The 19,606-nt window shown below is 74.2% G+C and carries 16 protein-coding genes and 3 tRNA genes; 17 read left to right on the top strand and 2 right to left on the bottom strand.

Annotated features, from left to right (window positions below; genetic code table 11):
• The first annotated feature begins 125 nt into the window (after positions 1-125).
• The 5 genes from proB to ADK60_RS06605 all read left to right on the top strand — a co-directional run bounded on the left by proB (position 126) and on the right by ADK60_RS06605 (position 5,273).
• The gene (proB, locus tag ADK60_RS06625; protein WP_053644012.1) at positions 126-1,262 is read left to right on the top strand and encodes a glutamate 5-kinase; all 1,137 of its coding nucleotides are present in this window, start codon (positions 126-128) and stop codon (positions 1,260-1,262) included.
• Positions 1,263-1,403: 141 nt separating this feature from the next.
• A complete protein-coding gene (locus ADK60_RS06620) occupies positions 1,404-1,925 on the top strand; it encodes a DUF8830 family protein (RefSeq protein WP_045944084.1) in 522 nt (173 codons plus the stop codon).
• 140 nt (positions 1,926-2,065) lie between these two features.
• Entirely contained in the window at positions 2,066-3,394 is a 1,329-nt protein-coding gene (locus tag ADK60_RS06615; RefSeq protein ID WP_053644010.1) for a glutamate-5-semialdehyde dehydrogenase, read from the top strand.
• Positions 3,395-3,495: 101 nt separating this feature from the next.
• A complete protein-coding gene (locus tag ADK60_RS06610) occupies positions 3,496-4,083 on the top strand; it encodes an SCO2584 family spore wall biosynthesis protein (protein ID WP_045944082.1) in 588 nt (195 codons plus the stop codon).
• A 125-nt stretch (positions 4,084-4,208) separates the two neighbouring features.
• The gene (locus tag ADK60_RS06605) at positions 4,209-5,273 is read left to right on the top strand and encodes an SCO2583 family membrane protein (protein ID WP_053644008.1); all 1,065 of its coding nucleotides are present in this window, start codon (positions 4,209-4,211) and stop codon (positions 5,271-5,273) included.
• A 148-nt stretch (positions 5,274-5,421) separates the two neighbouring features.
• On the opposite strand, the gene ADK60_RS06600 is transcribed toward ADK60_RS06605, so the two are convergent.
• Positions 5,422-6,543: a M48 family metallopeptidase gene (locus ADK60_RS06600; RefSeq protein ID WP_053644006.1), complete on the bottom strand. Its 1,122-nt coding sequence runs from the start codon at positions 6,541-6,543 to the stop codon at positions 5,422-5,424.
• A 366-nt stretch (positions 6,544-6,909) separates the two neighbouring features.
• On the opposite strand from ADK60_RS06600, the gene ADK60_RS45610 reads away from it, so the two are divergent.
• From ADK60_RS45610 to ADK60_RS06570, 8 genes are all read left to right on the top strand, one after another.
• On the top strand, positions 6,910-7,056 hold the full coding sequence (locus ADK60_RS45610; RefSeq protein ID WP_199839612.1) for a hypothetical protein: 147 nt from the start codon (positions 6,910-6,912) through the stop codon (positions 7,054-7,056).
• Positions 7,057-7,218: 162 nt separating this feature from the next.
• A complete protein-coding gene (locus tag ADK60_RS45605) occupies positions 7,219-7,377 on the top strand; it encodes a hypothetical protein (protein ID WP_199839611.1) in 159 nt (52 codons plus the stop codon).
• Between the two features lie 97 nt (positions 7,378-7,474).
• Complete coding sequence (nadD, locus tag ADK60_RS06595; protein ID WP_045944077.1) at positions 7,475-8,107, top strand: nicotinate-nucleotide adenylyltransferase; 633 nt, start codon at positions 7,475-7,477, stop codon at positions 8,105-8,107.
• A gap of 18 nt (positions 8,108-8,125) precedes the next feature.
• A complete protein-coding gene (locus ADK60_RS06590) occupies positions 8,126-10,081 on the top strand; it encodes an LCP family protein (RefSeq protein WP_053644004.1) in 1,956 nt (651 codons plus the stop codon).
• Positions 10,082-10,255: 174 nt separating this feature from the next.
• Positions 10,256-10,726, top strand: coding sequence for a ribosome silencing factor (gene rsfS / locus ADK60_RS06585; RefSeq protein WP_045944075.1), 471 nt, complete (start codon positions 10,256-10,258; stop codon positions 10,724-10,726).
• Entirely contained in the window at positions 10,723-11,370 is a 648-nt protein-coding gene (locus ADK60_RS06580; protein ID WP_053644002.1) for a histidine phosphatase family protein, read from the top strand. Before rsfS ends, ADK60_RS06580 begins: the two co-directional genes overlap by 4 nt.
• 223 nt (positions 11,371-11,593) lie before the next feature.
• A tRNA-Ala gene (locus ADK60_RS06575) sits at positions 11,594-11,666 on the top strand.
• Positions 11,667-11,724: 58 nt separating this feature from the next.
• Positions 11,725-11,797: transfer RNA gene (locus ADK60_RS06570), tRNA-Ala, on the top strand.
• A 156-nt stretch (positions 11,798-11,953) separates the two neighbouring features.
• On the opposite strand, the gene ADK60_RS06565 is transcribed toward ADK60_RS06570, so the two are convergent.
• Positions 11,954-12,898: a helix-turn-helix transcriptional regulator gene (locus ADK60_RS06565; protein WP_053643999.1), complete on the bottom strand. Its 945-nt coding sequence runs from the start codon at positions 12,896-12,898 to the stop codon at positions 11,954-11,956.
• A gap of 102 nt (positions 12,899-13,000) precedes the next feature.
• Here ADK60_RS06565 and ADK60_RS06560 point away from each other — a divergent pair, with 102 nt between their 5' ends.
• The 4 genes from ADK60_RS06560 to leuS all read left to right on the top strand — a co-directional run bounded on the left by ADK60_RS06560 (position 13,001) and on the right by leuS (position 19,514).
• A complete protein-coding gene (locus ADK60_RS06560) occupies positions 13,001-14,539 on the top strand; it encodes an MFS transporter (protein ID WP_063783066.1) in 1,539 nt (512 codons plus the stop codon).
• Positions 14,540-14,691: 152 nt separating this feature from the next.
• Positions 14,692-14,764 (top strand) — tRNA-Ala (locus tag ADK60_RS06555).
• 169 nt (positions 14,765-14,933) lie between these two features.
• The gene (locus tag ADK60_RS06550) at positions 14,934-16,340 is read left to right on the top strand and encodes an NsdA family TPR-like regulatory protein (RefSeq protein WP_053643997.1); all 1,407 of its coding nucleotides are present in this window, start codon (positions 14,934-14,936) and stop codon (positions 16,338-16,340) included.
• 279 nt (positions 16,341-16,619) lie between these two features.
• Positions 16,620-19,514 carry a leucine--tRNA ligase gene (leuS, locus tag ADK60_RS06545; protein WP_053643995.1) on the top strand — a complete coding sequence of 965 codons (2,895 nt, stop codon included), beginning with the start codon at positions 16,620-16,622 and terminating at the stop codon, positions 19,512-19,514.
• The last annotated feature ends 92 nt before the right edge of the window (positions 19,515-19,606 follow it).

Below are 19,606 nucleotides of genomic sequence, written 5' to 3'. Positions count from 1 at the left end.
TGTCCGGGCGCCGTCCGGCGGCTGGAACACGGTGCGGGCGGGTCGGCCCGATCGCGTAGATTGCGGGGGAAACGGCCGGGCCGGGCCCGCCGCCAGCGCACCACACCGGAAGGGCGAGACCCGAGATGAGCGAGGACGAACTGCGGGCGGAGGTGCTGACCGCCCGGCGCATCGTCGTCAAGGTCGGCTCCTCCTCACTCACCACCGCCGCCGGCGGCATCGACGCCGACCGGGTGGACGCCCTCGTCGACGCGCTCGCCAAGGTCCGCACCCGCCGGGACGCCCCCGAGGTGGTGCTCGTCTCCTCCGGCGCCATCGCCGCCGGCCTCGCCCCGCTCGGCCTGGAGCGGCGGCCCAAGGACCTCGCCCGCCAGCAGGCCGCCGCCAGCGTCGGCCAGGGCCTGCTGATCGCCCGCTACACCGCCTCCTTCGCCCGCTACGGACTGCGCGTCGGCCAGGTCCTGCTCACCGCCGAGGACGCCAGCCGGCGCGCCCACTACCGCAACGCCTACCGCACCCTGGACCAGCTGCTGGCGATGGGCGCGATGCCGGTCGTCAACGAGAACGACACCGTCGCCACCGCCGAAATCAAGTTCGGCGACAACGACCGGCTGGCCGCGCTGGTCGCCCACCTGGTCCGGGCCGACCTGCTCGTGCTGCTCTCCGACGTCGACGGCCTCTACGACGGCGACCCCAGCCGCCCCGGCAGCAGCCGGATCGCCAGGGTCACCGGCCCGCACGACCTCGACGGCGTCGAGATCGGCAGCGCCGGCAAGGCGGGCGTCGGCACCGGCGGCATGGTCACCAAGGTCGAGGCCGCCCGGATCGCCACCGGCGCCGGCATCCCGGTCGTCCTCACCGCCGCCAGCCACGCCGCCGACGCGCTCGCCGGCCGCCCCACCGGCACCCTGTTCCTGCGTACCGGCAGCCGCTCCTCCGACCGGATGCTCTGGCTCGCCCACGCCAGCAGCCCGCGCGGCACCCTGCACCTGGACGCCGGGGCCGTCGAGGCCGTGGTCTCCGGCGGCGCCTCGCTGCTGCCCGCCGGGGTCACCAAGGTCGACGGCGAGTTCGCCGCGGGCGATCCGGTGGACCTTCTTGCCGAAAACGGCCACATCGTGGCGCGCGGACTGGTCAACTTTGATGCGAGGGAGTTGCCCCGCCTGCTCGGCCGGTCCACCCGGGACCTGGCCCAGGAGTTCGGCGCCGCCTACGAGCGGGAGGTCGTCCACCGCGACGACCTGGTCGTCCTGCGCGGCTGACCCGCCGTCGGACCGCCGGGGAGAGGGGCGGCTCCGCGCGGGGAGCACGCCCGGCCACGGGCGAGGAGGGACGCGGTCGGACCCGCGTCGGCCGGGGCCGGCGGGCACGACGACACGACATCGCCGAACAGGAGGCCGCCGGTGGAACGCAGGCGCGAGGCAGCGCTGACCGGAGGAACCGCGGGCCGACGGCTGACCAGCATCGACGGCGGCGGGGACGAGGGCCCGGCCGGACCGGCCGGTCCGCCGGAGGGTCCCGGCACGGTGCGCCGGCTCCCGACGGAGCGGCGCACCGCGCCCGAACCGCCCGCCGCGCCCGACCCGGCCCGGCTCTGGCACGTGGTGCTCAGCGTGGCCGGGCCGGTCACCCCGCTGTCCGAGCTGCGGGCCGGGCTGGAGCGGCTGGCGCACGACCACTCGTTCTTCCTGACCGCCCGCTACGCGGCCGACCACGCCGAGATCCGCTACTGGGAGCAGGCCCGGGACCTGCACGACGCGGCGGCGATCGCGCTGCGGCTGTGGGGCGAGCACAAGGCGACGGCCAAGCTGCCGCCGTGGGAGATCGTCGGCCTGGAGGTGGTCGACCGGGCGACGTACCACAAGCGGGTCGCCGAGGGCTTCGCCGGCCCGCCCCCGCAACTGGGCGGCGTCCACCCCTACTGAGGACCGGGAGGGCCGGGGCGGGGCCGGGGCCGGGTGGCCGGGACGCGGCCGGGGCCGGGCGAGCAGCAGGGGCCGGGAACGGCGTCTCACCGGGCGAAATGGGGCGGGGGAGCGGCCACGGCCTCCACTACCCTGGGCGCATGAGCAGCGCCAGCGCCCCCGCCTCCGCCGACAGCCCCGTCCTCGCCGTAGCGCGCCGAGCCAGGGAGGCCGCCGCCGCGCTCGCCCCGCTGCCGCGCGCCGCGAAGGACGCCGCGCTGCGGGCGATCGCCGACGCCCTGGTCGCCCGCGCCGCCGAGATCACCGCCGCCAACGCCGAGGACGTCGACCGGGCCCGCGCGGCCGGCACCCCCGAGTCGGTGGTCGACCGGCTCGCCCTCACCGAGGAGCGGATCGCCGCCATCGCCTCCGACGTCCGCGACGTGGCCGGCCTGCCCGACCCGGTCGGCGAGGTCGTCCGCGGCTACACCCTGCCCAACGGCCTGGACGTCCGTCAGGTCCGGGTGCCGCTCGGTGTGGTCGGCATCATCTACGAGGCCCGACCCAACGTCACCGCCGACGCCGCCGCGCTCTGCCTGAAGTCCGGCAACGCCGTGCTGCTGCGCGGCTCGGCCTCCGCCTACCGCTCCAACACCGCCCTGGTCGCCGTGCTGCGCGACGCCGTCGCCGGGGCCGGGCTGCCGGCCGACGCGATCCAGCTCGTCCCCGGCGAGAGCCGGGACTCCGTGCAGGAGCTGATGCGCGCCCGCGGCCTGGTCGACGTGCTCATCCCGCGCGGCGGCGCCTCGCTGATCCGCACCGTCGTCGAGGGCTCCACCGTCCCCGTCATCGAGACCGGCACCGGCAACTGCCACGTCTACGTGGACGCGGAGGCCGACCTCGCGATGGCCGTCGGCATCCTGCTCAACTCCAAGGCCCAGCGGGTCAGCGTCTGCAACTCGGCCGAGACCCTGCTCGTCCACCAGGACATCGCCGACGCCTTCCTGCCGCTCGCGCTCGCCGCGCTCGCCGGGGCCGGGGTCACCGTGCACGGCGACGAGGCGGTGCTCAAGGCCGCGGCGGGCACCGGCGCCACCGTGCTGCCCGCCACCGACGAGGACTGGGAGACCGAGTACCTGTCGTACGACATCGCGGCCGCCGTCGTCCCCTCGCTGGACGCCGCCGTCGTGCACATCCGCCGCTGGACCTCCGGCCACACCGAGGCCATCGTCACCACCTCGCAGACCGCCGCCCGCCGCTTCACCAAGCTCGTCGACTCGACCACGGTCGCCGTCAACGCCTCGACCCGGTTCACCGACGGCAGTGAGTTCGGCTTCGGCGCCGAGATCGGCATCTCCACCCAGAAGCTGCACGCCCGGGGCCCGATGGGCCTGCCCGAGCTGACCAGCACCAAGTACATCGTCACTGGTGACGGCCATGTCCGGGGCGAGGCGACGCAGACCGTGGGCGGCGCCGCCGACGCCGGCTGAACCCGCCCCGTCCGGGGCCCGCCGACCCCGCCGTCACACGGGCGCCGGACCAACTGGCCCGAGCCCCAGACAAATCGCCCGCCCGGTAATACGCTGAATCCGTGGCTGACGATGTGGGGGGCTTGCCGTACCCCGACGGTGCCGACCACGGTGGTGCGGACGACGAGTTCGCCACCGTGGTCTTCGACGAGGCGTTCGTCCGGTCCGCCGCCGTGCACGAGCCGACGGCCAAGGAGCGGCAGCTCGCCGCCGCCGAGGCCCGTCTCGAGCCGGACGCGGCCGGACCGGGCTGGGGCTTCGAACCCCCGGCCGCGGACGGACTGCCACTGGAGCTGCGCCCGTACCCGAGCCGGCTCGACGACGACCACCTCTATCCCGATCCGTGGTCCGGCCCGGGCCGGACCGGCGGACGGCGTTCGCGGCGCTGGCGCCCGGGCGGATTCGACCCGATCGGCGCCGGCCGCGGCCGGTACGTCGCCCAGCAGCGCTGGCACCGGCCGGTGGCCTGGGTGCTCGCCGTGATCATGGGCGTGAGCCTGGTCGCGGTGGCCGTCGCGGCGATCTACCAGGGCGTGGGCGGGGCCGGCGGTACTCCCCGGCGGCCCGAGTCCGGCAGCAGCAGCGCCGGGGTCGACCCGGTGCCGCCGCCGGCCGAGCCGTCGCTGGTGGTCACCGGCCCGGCTGGCTGAGCCACTGCCCGGCGGGCAGGCCGGTCCGGCGCGCCCCGGGGCGGCTGCCACCGGTCACGGAGAGCTTCCGGTGATCTGCCGCAGGACCCTCGTGGCGGAGCCGGGATGCGCCTTACCCTGGTGTCATGGGTGACCCGCGCGAGCCTCCGGAGGGTGCGCCCGACGGTGGTTCCGGAAACGAGGACGAGTACCGGTCCGTCGTGTTCGACGAATCGTTCGTCCGGGCTGCCCGGATCCAGGAGCTGTCCGCGCGCGAGCGGCTCTCCGGCTCCTTCGCCCGCGCCACCCGGCCCAAGGTCCGGCTCGGCCCGCTGGGCACCGTGCCCCGGCAGGCGCTGGCCCTGCTGCTGGTGATCCTGCTGGCGTTCGGCGCCGCCGTGTACTTCGGTGTCACCTCGCCGACCCGGCCCACCGCCCGGCCCCAGGGCAGCCAGCTGACCGTGAGCCTGGTGGCGCTGAGCCCGGCCTCGTCGGTCCGTCCGGTGGTCGACCCGGCCAACCCGTTCACGGCCCTGCCGCCGGGCTACAGCGACGGCGCGGTCGGCCTGGGGACACCCGCCGGCGCGGCCAGCGGCCACTTCTCCCGGGTCGAGGTGACCAAGGCCCTCGACACCGTGCAGCGCTATCTGGTGGCCTCCTCGCTGTCGCCCGCCGTGCTGGTGCAGGGGGCGACCGCGGAGGTGCGGGCCTTCGTCACGCCCGGTGAGCAGGCCCAGTTCGACGCGAGCGTGCTCCAGCCGGTCGACGACCGGCACCACGCGCTGACCGGCTGGCTGGTCCGTTTCGACCCGGCGCAGGTCGCGCTGGCCGCCGACACCGTGAAGGTGGCCGGGGCGATGCGGATCGACGAGGCGGACAGCGGCACCCTGCGGATCACCACCGACCACACCTTCGTCTACGCGCTGAAGGCCGCCGGGGCGCCCGCCGGGGCGCCGGTCACCCTGGAGACCGTGCGGCGGCAGCTGACCTTCGAGTTCGACCGGATCGACCTGGCGGCGGCGCAGCTGCGGCTGGTCGACTCGGTGCTGCAGGCCGGGCCGGCGCCGTGCGACGGCTCGCTGGCCGGGGTGGTGCAGCCGGTGCTGGCCGGGGCGGATCCCGCCGCGCCGCCGAGTGGGCCGTCGGCGGTGGATCCGGGCAACCATGCCCGGCCGGCCTGGCAGGTGTGCGGGGTGCTGGCGGGCGGCTGAGCCCCTCGGCGGGGGTCCTCCCGGCTGGAGAAGGCGGCCGGTGGGCGTGGCCGGTGGTTCGGCCGGTGGGCGTGGCCGGAACCCCCGGCGGCCCCCGGTCGGGGTGACCGGGGGCCGCCGGAGGCTCGCCGCGGGGGCGGGACCGGGCTCAGTTCGTCCCGGACGCGCCGTCCTTGCCGCCGTCGCCGCTGCCGCTTCCGTCGGTGCCGTTGCCGTTGCCGTTGCCGCTGCTGGAGCCGTTGCCGCCGGCGCGGGCTCCGGTGAAGGTGTCGCGGAGCTTGCCGCCGACCGTCACCGCGCCGCCCGCGACATCGCGGATCAGGCCCATCAGCGGGTCCTTGCTCTCCTTCACCGAGGTCGTGTAGTGGTCGGCCGCCGCCCGCCACTGGTCGCCGACCGAGGTGTTCGGGTCGTCGGTGCGGCGCGGGTAGGCGCCGGCCAGGATGGAGCGGTAGTCCTCGCTCTCGGCCCACTTCTTCAGCTGGGCGACCCGGACCACCGCGAACGGGTGGCTCTGCGGCAGCACCTGCAGCAGCTTGAGCACGCCGTCGCGCAGGTCGCCGGCCTTCTCGTACTCCTCGGCCTGCTCCAGGAAGGCGTCCACGTTCATCTCGGCCAGGTTGTGGCCGCCGGCCAGCTTCATCAGCGCCCGCATCGAGGCCTGGAGGTCCTGTCCGGCGAGCAGGCCGGCCCGGTCGCTGGAGAGCTCGGCCTTGCGGAACCACTCCTTGAGCGCGGTGACGATCGCCATGATCGCCAGATTGCCGAGCGGCACCCAGGCGATCCGGGCGGCGATGTTGGTGAGGATCATCAGCATCGTCCGGTAGACCGCGTGGCCGGACATCGCGTGACCGACCTCGTGGCCGATCACCGAGCGGAGCTCCTCCTCGTCCAGCAGCTCGACCAGGCCGCTGGTGACCACGATCACCGGCGTGTCGATGCCGATGCAGAACGCGTTGACCGTCGGGTCCTGGCTGACGTAGAGGTCCGGCACCTTGTCGAGGTCGAGCACGTAGGCGGCGTCGCGCACCATGCCGTGCAGCTCGGGGAACTGCCGCTCGGAGGTCTTCACGGCGGTGGCCAGGAACATCAGCCGGATCGAGCGCTCGGAGACCAGGCCGGCGAGCTTCTTCAGCACGTCGTCGAAGCCGGTGAGCTTGCGCAGCGCGACGAGCGCGGAACGGTCGGCCGGGTGTTCCCAGGCCCGGGTGGAGATCTCCGGGAAGCGCTGACGGCGCCGGCTCGGGGTCTTCGCGATCGGGTCGGTCATGGTGTGAGTACCTCCTGTCGACGGCGGCCCCGGCACCCGGCCGGCCCCCGCTGGTCCTTCGCCTGTAACGACTGTCTGTGCAACGTCCGTGGTTGCGTACTCGTCCCCGCGGCCACCCTACGTGTCGCCGGGAGCCCGTTCGGAGCCCGTTCGGAGCCCGTTCGGGGCCCGTTCGGAGCCCGTTCGGGGCCGGGTCCGAGCCCGTTCGGGGCCGGAGCGGGGCCGGGCCGGGAGCCCGTCGGTGCGGCGCGGACGGTGTCCGCGGGGGCGGTGGGCGGCCCCGGTGTGAGGGCGGTTTACCCTGAATGCCCGGGGAAAGCCGGGCCACCTCCGGCCGCGGCACCGAGCAGTCCGAGGAGCCCGCCGATGTCCACCGCCGCCCTTGTCAGCCTGGCCGCCCCGATCTCCGGGGAGGGCGGCCCCGGGATCTTCCTGCGGATCATCCTGATCGCCTCCTTCGTCGGCGTCGGCCTGCTCGCCTGGATCCTGCTGCGGGCCGGCCGCAACAACTGACCGGCCCCCGGCGGGGCGTCCCCGACCGAGGGCTCACGGCGGTTCAGACGTGGTGGGCCGCCGAGCGGTTGCCTTGTAACCCCCCGTACGATGACGGGTGGGCCCTCACCGGCCCGCACGACACCCCTGTCCGTCATCCGAGCCGAGAAGGTCCCGCCGACCATGAGCACTGCCGCCGCACTCCCTGTCCTGAACCTTCTCGCCAACGAGAGCGAGGGGGGCAACCACGACAGCCTCAGCCCGTACCTGACGGGTGGCGCCGCGTTCTTCGTCCTTCTGCTGCTGCTCTTCGTGACCACCCGCTTCAACCGGGACCGCTGACCCGGCCGACGGTGGCCCGGGGTGCGGAACCGCCCCCGGGACGCCCGGCACCCGGCCGTTCCCGCACCGTAACGGGCGTCGCGTAAGGTGTGGCGCCATGGGAGAGCAGACCGGGAGTCCCGGTGTACCGGCGCCGGTGAAGCGTCGTCTCGGCGTCATGGGCGGCACCTTCGACCCGATCCACCACGGGCACCTGGTCGCGGCCAGTGAGGTCGCCAGCGCGTTCCACCTGGACGAGGTGATCTTCGTCCCGACCGGGCAGCCCTGGCAGAAGAGCGACCGCGAGGTCACCCCGGCCGAGGACCGCTACCTGATGACGGTCATCGCCACCGCGGAGAACCCGCAGTTCTCGGTCAGCCGGATCGACATCGACCGCGAGGGACCGACCTACACCGTCGACACCCTGCGCGACCTGCGGGCGCTGCACCCGGAAGCGGACCTCTTCTTCATCACCGGCGCCGACGCGCTCGCCCAGATCCTTTCCTGGCGCGACTCCGAGGAACTCTTCTCGCTCGCCCACTTCATCGGCTGCACACGGCCGGGGCACGTTCTGACCGATGCCGGGCTTCCGGTGGGCGGGGTCTCCCTGGTGGAGGTCCCGGCGCTGGCCATCTCCTCCACGGACTGCCGGGACCGGGTCGCCAAGGGCGAGCCGGTCTGGTACCTCGTCCCGGACGGCGTGGTCCGCTACATCGACAAGCGGGCGCTCTACGCGCCGCACCGGACCTGATCCCGGAGGGGCCGACGGATGAGCGAGCGCAGGGGACCGCAGGGGCAGCAGCCCGGGCAGCCGGACGACTGGTCGACCGGGCAGTACCCGCCCTACCAGCAGCAGGGCGGCTACGAGCAGCAGCAGTACGACCAGTACGAGCAGCAGCCCGGGATCTACGAGTCCGGCCAGTACGAGTCGTCGGGGCAGTACGAGCCGTCGGGCCAGTACGAGCAGCACGGGCAGCACCAGCAGTACGACCAGTACGGGCAGCCGGTGCCGTCCGCGCCCTACGGGCAGGGCCAGTACGGCTACCAGGACCAGTACCAGCAGCAGGGTTACCAGCAGGGCTACGAACAGGGCTACGAGCAGGGGTACGAGCAGCCGCGGGAGCAGCCCGGCCAGTACGGTCAGCAGCCGGCCCAGGGGTACCAGCAGCAGGGCGGCTACGGCTACCAGGACCAGTACCAGGAGCAGGGCTACCAGCCGTACGAGCAGCCGCAGTCCCCGTCCCAGGGCCAGGCCCCGGCGCAGTCCCCGGCGCAGGCGTACGCGACCGCTCCGATGCCGGCCGTCGTCGAGCCGGAGCCGGCCGGGACCACGCCGGCGGCCCCGGTGACCCCGCGGGCCCGGGTACCGCGCCCCGCCGCCGCCGAGCCGGCCGCCCCCGCCCGTCCCGAGCCGCCGTCCGAGCAGGTCGGCGGCTCCCGCGCGGCCCGGTCCAGGACCGCCGGCGGCCCCGAGGACAACTACGCCACCGGCGAGTTCACCTTCGTCGACGAGGAGGAGGCGGAGTCCGAGGACGTCATCGACTGGCTCAAGTTCGCCGAGTCCCGCAGCGAGGTGCGCGCCGAGCGCCGCCGCAGGCTCCGCAACCGGCTGATCGGCCTCGTCGCCGTGGCCGCGGTCGCCGGTGCCGGCGCCGGCGGCTACCTCTGGTTCACCCGCGACAAGGGCGACTCCGCCACCGCCGCCGCCGGGCCGCGCCAGGTCAACGTGGTCCACCTGCGCGACCTCCAGGGCAAGGTCTCCAGCGCGCTGCTGGTCAACGACACCGCCGGCAAGAAGGGCACCGTACTGCTCCTGCCGGACACCCTGCGGCTGCCCGGCCCCGGCGACCCGCCGGTCACCACCGTCGGCCAGGCCATGGACTCCCTCGGCGCCTCCGGCACCCGGGACGGCCTGACCACCGTGCTCGGCGCCCCCGTCGCCGGCACCTGGCGCCTCGACACCCCCTACCTGGAACTGCTGGTCACCCAGCTCGGCGGCGTCCGGGTGGACACCGACGCCGAGGTCCACGAGGGCGGCCGGCCCGACGGCAAGGTGCTCGCCGCCGCCGGCAAGAACACCCTGCTCGGCGGGAAGGCCGCGGTCGGCTACGCCACCCTGCAGAACGCCGGCGAGAGCCGGGACGCCCAGCTCGCCCGCTTCGGCCAGGTGATGGACGCGGTGGTGCGCACGATGCCGGTCGAGTTCAAGGACGCCAAGGACGACGTGCACCGGATGAACGCGGTGCTCGACCCCTCCCTGCCCGAGGACGCGCTCGCCGGAGTGCTCGCCCAGCTCGCCCAGCAGTCGAAGGCCGGGCAGTTCGGCACCGCCACGCTGACCGTCAAGCCGGACGGTTCGCTGGACGAGGCCACCGCCGGCAAGCAGGTCAAGGACGTGCTCGGCGGCACCGTGAAGGCCGCGACCGGCGCCGACGCGCCTCCCCGGGTCTCCGTCCAGGACGCCTCCGGTAACGACCAGGCGGCGGCCGCCGCCCAGGTCCAGGTGGTCAACGCGGGCCTCACCTTCGTCCCCGGCGGGGCCAAGTCCGCGCCGCAGGCCGCCAGTGAGATCCGCTACACCGACGACGCCCGGCAGGCCGCCGCGAAGTCCCTGGCGACCAGCCTCAACCTGCCGGAGACGGCGGTGAAGAAGGTCGCCGACGCCCAGAACGCCGACCTGGTCGTGGTGCTCGGCAAGGACTACGCGCCGCCGAAGGCCCCGTAGTCCCGGCCGCCGGACGGGGCGCCCCGCGCCCGCGCGGCGGCCGCCCCGTCCGGCCCACGGCCCGGCGGTCCCGGAAAACGGTTCCGGGGCCGCCGGGGCGGCGTGAGATCCTGGAAGGCGATCCCCGCGCCCAGTGCGCCGGGCGACCCCAAGCAGCCGAGCCGGAAGTACATCGTGACCGCCACTGAGCACAGCCAGGAACTCATCAACGTCGCCGCCCAGGCGGCGGCCGACAAGCTGGCCCACAACATCGTCGCGTTCGACGTCAGCGAGGTGCTGTCGATCACCGACGCCTTCCTGATCGCCTCCGCGAGCAACGACCGCCAGGTCCGTTCCATCGCCGAGGAGATCGAGGACCAGCTGCGCGAGAAGCTGGACATCAAGCCGGTGCGCCGCGAGGGCGAGCGCGAGGGCCGCTGGGTCCTGCTCGACTACCTCGACATCGTCGTGCACGTCCAGCACTCCGAGGAGCGCTCCTTCTACTCGCTGGACCGCCTCTGGAAGGACTGCCCCGAGCTGCCGCTGCCGGAGGACGCCGTCGCCTCCCGCAACCGCCCCGACGCCCACACCGACGCGGCCGGCAACGCCCTGGCCCCGGCCGAGCAGGCCCCGGCGGACGATTTCGGCGCCGAGGACTACAGCTGAGCCGGGAGGCGCGAGGTCCGCGCATCGTCTTCTGGCGACACGGCCAGACCTCCTGGAACCTCGAATCGCGCTTCCAGGGCACCACGGACATCGAGCTGACCGGGGAGGGCGTGCTGCAGGCGCAGCGGGCCGCCCGGATGCTCTCCGGCCTGCGTCCGGACCTGCTGGTCTCCTCCGACCTCTCACGGGCCCGCCGTACCGCCGACGAGCTGGCCAGGGTGACCGGCCTGGACGTGCAGCACCACGAGGGCCTGCGCGAGACCTATGCCGGTTCCTGGCAGGGGCTGACCAACGCGGAGATCCGCGAGCGCTTCCCGGAGGAGTTCGCCGCCTGGACGCAGGGCGAACCCGTCCGGCGCGGCGGCGGCGAGCTCGCGACCGAGGTCGCGGACCGCGCGGTGCCGGTGGTGCTCGACGCGGTCGGCAAGCTGCCCGAGAACGGCACCCTGGTGGTGGTCAGCCACGGCGGCACCATCCGCACCGTGCTGGGGCGGATGCTCGGCCTCGAGCCGGAGCTGTGGGAGTGCTTCGGCGGGCTGTCGAACTGCTGCTGGTCCGTGCTGGGCCTCGGCGCGCGGGGCTGGCGGCTGCTGGAGCACAACGCCGGCACCCTGCCGCAGCCGGTCATCGGCGACGACACCTGAGCGGTCCGGACACCGTCCGGACGGTGTCCGGGGGGTGCCCGGGCACGGTCGGGACGGTGTCCGGGCGATGTCCGCGGCGGTGTGCGCGGTGAGGGTGCGGAGCGCGTGTGGAGCGGGGCCGGGAAGGGCGGATTTCGCAGTTCCGGGTCCGACCGGTTAGAGTTTTCCTCGTTCGCACGGAGGGAACGCGGCCCGGAAGGGAAGCGGGAGATCCGGACGACGAGGGGCTGTAGCTCAGTTGGTAGAGCGCTTGCATGGCATGCAAGAGGTCCGGGGTTCAATTCCCCGTAGCTCCACTCCGCACCCGGAGTGCCCTCGGAAGATCGTTTCTGCTCGAGGGGCTGTGTGTGTCGCGGGGCTGTAGCTCAGTTGGTAGAGCGCTTGCATGGCATGCAAGAGGTCCGGGGTTCAATTCCCCGTAGCTCCACAGACGAACGGAAGGCCGTCACCCTCGGGTGGCGGCCTTCGGTCGTTCCCGGGGCGGGCGGGCGGGCGGGCGGGCGTGGCTCGGCCGGTCCGGTCCGGTCCGGTCCGGGTTGGGGTGGGTCGGGCCGGCGGGCGCGGCTCGGCCGACGGGCGAGGTTCAGCCGACGGGCCCGGTGAACCGGTGGCCGCACGGGGCGGTCCAGCCGCCCCGAGGCAGCGTCGACAGCCTCTCGACCCGGCCACGGTCCTCGGGCCCCTCCGGCGTGTAGACCGCCACGTACGCCTCCGGCACCCCCGGAATCGTCAGGTACGTCGCGTTCAGCCGCATCACCCCCACCTGCGGATGCCGGAACACCTTCAGCGCCGTCCGCCGCGTCGACACCTCCTGCCTGGCCCACAGCTCCCGGAACTCGGTGCTCGCCCGCAGCAGCGACCGCACGTACTCCTCCCAGAGCGGCTCCCCGACGTGCTTGCCGTACGCGCCGCGCAGCACCGCGACCATCTGCGGCAGTTGCTCGGCCCGGTTCAGGAAGGGATTGCAGCACTCCGGGCTGGTGACCGTGCACCAGAGGCTGTTGAACCAGCTGTCGCCCGTACGGGGCCGGCTTGTGGCGAACAGCGCCTCGTAGGCGGAGTTCCAGGCCAGCACGTCGAACCGGCTGTTGGAGACGGCGGCCGGCAGTGGCGCCAGCGCGTCCAGGATTACCTGGGTCGACGGGTCCAGCACCGGCGGGTCCGGGTGCGCCGACGGGCGGACCGCCACCCCGGCCAGCCGGAACAGGTGCTCGCGCCCGGTCGCGTCCAGCAGCAGCACCCGGGCCACCGCCGTCAGCACCTGCGCGCTGGCGTTGATCGGACGCCCCTGCTCCAACCACGTGTACCAGGTCACCCCGACGCCGGCGAGCTGGGCGACCTCCTCGCGGCGCAGCCCGGGGGTGCGGCGGCGCAGGCCGGGCGGCAGGCCGACGTCCTCGGGGGAGACCCGGGCGCGGCAGGCGCGCAGGTACTCGGCCAGCTCGGTGCGGCGCCGGTCGCGCGGGGTGGGGACGGCGGGGACGGTGGGGGTGGGCTCGACGGTGCCAGGGGTGTCCACGACGGTCATACCCGCCATCGTGCCGCAGCCCGGTGGGGCGCAACAGGTGCTGCCAGTACCAGGATCCGCAGGCTCTAACCACTGGTACCAGGATCCGGCGAGGCTCGATCCATGACCGATCTCCAGACCCGACGCGGCCCGGTCCGGACCGCCCCGCCGACCGGCGCGGCCGGTGCCGGGACCGCCCCATCGACCGGCGCGGCCCGTGCCGCCAGGCCCGGACCGCTGCTCGCGCTCGTCCTCGGCGGCCAGTTCATGGCCGTGCTCGACACCGCCATCGTCAACGTCGCCGTGCCGACCGTCCGCACCGACCTGCACGCCTCCGGCGCGGCCCTCCAGTTCGTGGTGGCCGGCTACACCATCGCCTACGCCGTGCTGCTCATCACCGGCGCCCGGCTCGGCGCCCGGTACGGCTACAGCCGGCTCTTCCAGTCCGGCCTGGCCGCCTTCACCGCCGCCTCGCTGGCCTGCGGGCTCGCCCCCGCCACCGGCTGGCTGATCGGCTTCCGGCTGCTCCAGGGCGCCGGGGCGGCCCTGATGGTGCCCCAGGTGATGAGCATCATCCAGCGGACCTTCACCGGCCGGGCCCGGATCCGGGCCCTCGGCCTCTACTCGGCCGTGCTCGCCGGCGGCATCGCGGCCGGCCAGGTGCTCGGCGGCGTGCTGGTCAGCGCGGACCTGTTCGGCGCCGGCTGGCGCCCGGTCTTCCTGGTGAACCTGCCGATCGGCCTGGTGCTGCTCGCCGCCGGGGCCCGGCTGCTGCCCGACCTGCCCGGCGACCGGGAGCGCGGCTTCGACCTGCCCGGCCTGCTGGTGCTCGGCGCCGCCCTCGGCCTGCTGGTGGTCCCGCTCGTGCTCGGCCACGAGCTCGGCTGGCCGCTCTGGGGCTGGGTGCTGCTCGGCGCGAGTGCGCTGATGTTCGCCCTGTTCGCGGTCGTCGAGCGGCGGATCGCGCGGCGCGGCGGGCAGCCGCTCATCAACGGACGCGTCCTCGGCGCGGCCGGTCTGCTGCCGGCCGTCGGCGCGGTGTTCATGATCATGCTGGCCTTCGCGGGCTTCATGTTCTCCTTCGCCCTGCACCAGCAGGCCGGGCTCGGCCGGAGCGCCCTGCGGGCCGGGCTCTGCTCCGCGCCGATCGCGGTCGGCTTCGGCGCCGCCAGCCTGTACTGGCAGCGGCTGCCCCGGCGCCTGCACGGCGTCCTGCCGACCCTCGGCACCGGCCTGCTAGCCGTCGGCTACCTGGTGCTCGGCCGGCTGCTGGGCGACGGGTCCGGGGTCGGCGCGGGGCCGCTGGTGCTGACCGCCGTCCTCGGGCTGCTCGCGGGCTGCGCCTACGCGCCGCTGTTCGGCCGGGCGCTCGCCCGGGTGGCCCCCGCCGACGCGGCGGACGCCAGCGGGCTGGTGGTCACCGCCGTCCAGCTCGGCCAGGTGATCGGGATCGCGCTGCTCGGCTCGGTGTTCCTCGGTGCGGTGGACCTGCCGGCGTCCGCCCGGGGGTCGGGGCACGCGCTGCTGGTGACCACGGTCGCCATCGGCGGGGTCGTCGCGCTCGCCGCCGGCTTCGCCGCCCGGGCGGGGCGGGAGGAGAAGCGGGAGGAGAAGAGGGAGGGGCGGCGGGAGGGGCGTCGGGAGGCGGGGGAGGAGGGGTAGGGCGGGTGTCCGCGCGGGGCTCGGGCCGCGATCGCGCGGGCGTCCGCGCGGGCCCTGCGGGAACGGATTCGTGGAGCACCCCCCGGACCGTGTAAAGTAAGTGATGTCGCCGAGGGAAACGGAACGAAACCCCCGGTGACATCGCAGGTCGAGGGGCTGTAGCTCAGTTGGTAGAGCGCTTGCATGGCATGCAAGAGGTCCGGGGTTCAATTCCCCGTAGCTCCACAGGAATCGAAGGCCGTCTCCCGGAAACGGGGGGCGGCCTTCGGCGTTCCCGGGGCACTGCTGGGGCCTCGGCGGCTGTTCGACGCCCGCAGCTGGTGCGCGACCGGTGCGCAGCCCGTTTCGGCGACCTCCCGACGACGGCCCCCGGCGGACCGCTACCGTCGGAGTCATGGCCGATCTGGAGCGCAGACGCAACGAGGAACTCGCCCGGATACTCCACCAGCTCGGCTGGAGCCCGGAGCGGCTCGCCCGCGAGGTCAACCTCACCGTCCCGGCCCGGCTCGCGATCAGCTCCACCGCCCCCTACAAGTGGCGCGACCGGGGCATGGTCCCGCGCAGCCCCCACGACCAGGCCGTCTGCGAGGTGTTCAGCCGCACCCTCGGCATCGCCGTCACCTACGAGCAGCTCTGGGGCCGGATGGGCGGCCACCGCGGCGCCAAGATCCTCTCCCCGCGGCTGCTGACCGACCCGTGGACGGCCGACACCGCCCAGACCGCGCTGCGCGAGACGGCTGCCGACGCCGGACCCGTCCGCCTCACCGACCTCTTCCGCGGCGCCGACCTCGCCGAGGCCGCCCGTCGGCTCACCACCCCGCCCCCGGCCCTCGGCGGCGACGGCGCGCTGTGCGTCGACCCCGCGCTGGTCGGCGAGCTCGCCGCCGCCCACCGCAGCAAGCAGCGGCTGGAACGGTCCTGCGGCGGCGGACTCGTCCTCGGTCCTGCCCGTGCCGAACTGGCCATGGTCACCAAGCTGTTGGAACTCGGCGCCTACGACGAACCGCTCGGCCGGGCGCTGTACGGCGCGGCCGGCCGCCTCGCCGGCCTGGCGGCCTGGGCCGCGTACGACCTCGGCCACGACGCCACCGCCCAACGGGCGTTCGCGGCAGCACTGCGCGCCGCCCACCTCAGCGGTGAGCGGCGGGCCGGGGTGGCCGTGCTCGGCGGCCTCGTCGTGCTGGCCACCGGGAGCGCGGGCGGGCGGGGGCTGGACGCGGTCACGGTGCTGGCCGAGGCGGTGGCGGCGGCCGGCGACGCGCTCGGCCCGGCCGACCGGGCACTGCAGCTCGGCCGGATCGCCCGCGCGCACGGGCGGCGCGGGGACGCCGCCGGGCTGGCGGAGGCGGCGGGGCGGGCGTTCGCGGAGCTGGACGGGGAGGCGGGAGGGGAAGCCGGTGGGGAGGCGTGGGCGGACCTTGCCGGGATGGTGGGGGAGGGGCACCTGTTCCTCGGCGAGCACCGGCGGGCCCAGGAGCTGTTGACGGAGGCGGTGGCCGCACTCGGACCGGGGCGGGCCAGGGCGCGGGCGCTGCTGATGGTGCGGCTGGCCGAGTCGCAGCGGCTGGCCGGTGCCGCCACCGAGGCGGTGCGGACGGCGGACCGGGCGCGGGCGCTCGCCGCCGGGATGCAGTCGGAGCGGGTGGCGCGGGCGTTGCGCGGGATCGACGCGGCGTTCCGCTCGGCGGAGTCGGCGGAGTCGGCGGAGTCGGAGTCGGCGGAGTCGGAGTCGTTGGTGTCGGTGTCGGTGTCGGTGTCGGCGGAGGCTGCGGTGGAGGTGTCGGCGGGGACCGGCGCCTGACGGGCGCGCCCGTGGTCTCCCCCGGAGGCGCCCGACCCCTTGCGGTACCCTGAGCCCATGCGAACCGCGCGCCTGCTTCTTAGTCGGCCGCGCTGACCAGGACCGGCCACGCCCCAGGGCGGAGCCGGAGTCGGCGTGGCACCCCCTCCTGCGAGGGGCTTTTTTGTTTTCCGCCCGGCTCCCCGCCCGGCACCGTCCGGGCCCCGGTCCGGACACCCCGCCCCGTCGCCGGCCCGCAACGCCGGTTCGCCAACTGACATCGATGGAGCTTTAAGGACCATGAGCGAGACGACCCCTGCGTCCGGCGCGGCCGACACCGCGACCGCGCCGTTCCGGTACAGCGCTGCCCTGGCGGCGGAGATCGAGTCCCGCTGGCAGGACATCTGGGAGAAGGAGGGCACGTTCCACGCCCCCAACCCGGCCGGCGACCTGGCCGATCCCGCCGCCGCCGACGTCGCCGCGAAGCCGCACAGCTTCATCATGGACATGTTCCCGTACCCGTCGGGTGCGGGCCTGCACGTCGGCCACCCGCTGGGCTACATCGCCACCGACGTGTTCGCCCGCTACCAGCGGATGAACGGCTTCAACGTGCTGCACACCCTGGGCTACGACTCGTTCGGCCTGCCCGCCGAGCAGTACGCCGTGCAGACCGGCACCCACCCGCGGGTGTCCACCGAGGCGAACATCGCCAACATGCGCCACCAGCTGCGCCGGCTTGGCCTGGGCCACGACCCGCGCCGTTCGATCGCCACGATCGACCCGGAGTACTACCGCTGGACGCAGTGGATCTTCCTGCAGATCTTCAACTCCTGGTACGACGAGCAGGCCCACCGGGCCCGCCCGATCGCCGAGCTGGTCGCCGCGTTCGCGGACGGCACCCGTGAGGTCCCCGGCGGCCGCGACTGGGCCGCACTGAGCGGTGCCGAGCGCGAGGAGGTGCTGGGCGAGTACCGGCTGGCCTACGCCAAGGAGGTGCCGGTCAACTGGTGCCCCGGCCTGGGCACCGTGCTGTCCAACGAGGAGGTCACCGCCGACGGTCGCTCCGAGCGCGGCAACTTCCCCGTCTTCAAGTCCAACCTGCGCCAGTGGATGATGCGGATCACGGCCTACTCGGACCGGCTGATCTCCGACCTGGACCTGCTGGACTGGCCCGAGGCGATCAAGCTGCAGCAGCGCAACTGGATCGGCCGCTCCGAGGGCGCCCGGGTCGACTTCGCTGTCGGCGAGCGGAAGATCACCGTCTTCACCACCCGCCCCGACACCCTGTTCGGCGCCACCTACATGGTGCTGGCGCCCGAGCACGACCTGGTCGACACGATCGTGCCCGCCGCCTGGCCCGAGGGCACCCCCGAGGCCTGGACCGGTGGCGCCGCCACCCCCGCCGAGGCCGTCACCGCCTACCGTGCCGCCGCGGCCGCCAAGTCGGACGTCGAGCGCCAGGTCGAGGCCAAGGTCAAGACCGGTGTCTTCACCGGCGCCCACGCCGTCAACCCCGTCAGCGGCGAGCCCGTCCCGGTCTTCATCGCCGACTACGTGCTGATGGGCTACGGCACCGGCGCCATCATGGCCGTCCCCGCCCACGACCACCGCGACTTCGCCTTCGCGCGCGCCTTCGAACTGCCGATGCGCTGCGTCGTCGAGCCCACCGACGGGCGCGACGAGGACCCGGCCGGCTGGGACGACGCCTTCGACACCTACGACTCCGTCATCGTCAACTCGGCCCACACCGAGGGCACCGAGGACGGCATCTCGCTGAACGGCCTGGGCGTCGTCGAGGCCAAGGCCGCCGTCACCGCCTGGCTGACCGCCCGCGGCATCGGCGAGGGCACCGTCAACTACCGCCTGCGCGACTGGCTGTTCAGCCGCCAGCGGTACTGGGGCGAGCCCTTCCCGATCGTCTACGACGAGGACGGCGTCATGCACGCGCTGCCCGAGTCGATGCTGCCCGTCGAGGTCCCGCAGGTCGACGACTACTCGCCGCACACCTACGACCCGTTCGACTCCACCTCCACGCCGAAGACCCCGCTGTCCCGCAACGAGGACTGGGTCAACGTCGAACTGGACCTGGGCGACGGCGTGAAGACGTACCGCCGCGAGACCAACACCATGCCCAACTGGGCCGGCTCCTGCTGGTACGAGCTGCGCTACATCGACCCGTCCAACCGCGAGCAGGTCGTCGACCCCGCCAACGAGCAGTACTGGCTGGGCCCCACCGAGCAGAAGCCCGGCGGCGGCGCCGACCTGTACGTCGGCGGTGCCGAGCACGCGGTCCTGCACCTGCTGTACGCCCGCTTCTGGCACAAGGTGCTGCACGACCTGGGGCACGTCTCCTCGGTCGAGCCGTTCCACAAGCTGTTCAACCAGGGCATGATCACCGCCGACGTCTACCGCGACGAGCGCGGCTTCCCGGTGCCCGCCGCCGAGATCGAGGAGCGCGACGGCCAGTACTTCTGGCAGGGCGAGCCGGTCAAGCGCGAGGCCGGCAAGATGGGCAAGTCCCTGAAGAACGCCGTCGCCCCCGACGAGATCGCCGACGAGTACGGCGCCGACACGCTGCGCCTGTACGAGATGTCGATGGGCCCGCTGGACGTCTCCCGCCCGTGGGACACCCGCGCCGTCGTCGGCTCCTACCGCTTCCTGCAGCGGCTGTGGCGCAACATCGTCTCCGAGACGAGCGGCGAGCTGGTCGTGACGGACGAGGAGCCGGACGGGGCGACGCTGCGCGCCCTGCACAAGGCCGTCGACGGCGTCCGCGCCGACATGGCCGGGCTGCGCTTCAACACCGCGGTGGCCAAGGCGATCGAGCTGAACAACTACCTGGTCAAGCGCGGCTCCACGCCGCGTTCGGTGGCCGAGCAGGTGGTGCTGATGGTCGCGCCGCTGGCCCCGCACATCGCCGAGGAGCTGTGGCGCCGGCTGGGTCACGGCGACTCGCTGGCGCACACCGACTACCCGGTGGCCGACCCGGCGTACGTCGTCGACGAGTCGGTGACCTGCGTCGTCCAGATCAAGGGCAAGGTCAAGGCCCGGCTGGAGGTCGCGCCGTCGATCTCGGACGCCGAGCTGGAGGCGCTGGCGCTGGCCGACCCGGCGGTCGTCGCGGCGATCGGCGGGGCCGAGGTGCGCAAGGTGATCGCGCGGGCGCCGAAGCTGGTCAACATCGTCACCGGCTGAGGCTGATCTTTTCGGTGGGGCGGGCGTTCCTTCGGGGGCGCCCGCCCTGCGGCGTTCCGGGGGGTCGGTGTGGGTTCGGCGGGGTCTCCGGG

The sequence above is a fragment of the Streptomyces sp. XY431 genome (assembly GCF_001279805.1).
In the GTDB taxonomy this organism is placed as follows: Bacteria; Actinomycetota; Actinomycetes; order Streptomycetales; family Streptomycetaceae; genus Kitasatospora; species Kitasatospora purpeofusca.
Note: the sequence above shows the minus strand (reverse complement) of the source record. Positions and strands in the feature narration are given on the sequence as shown.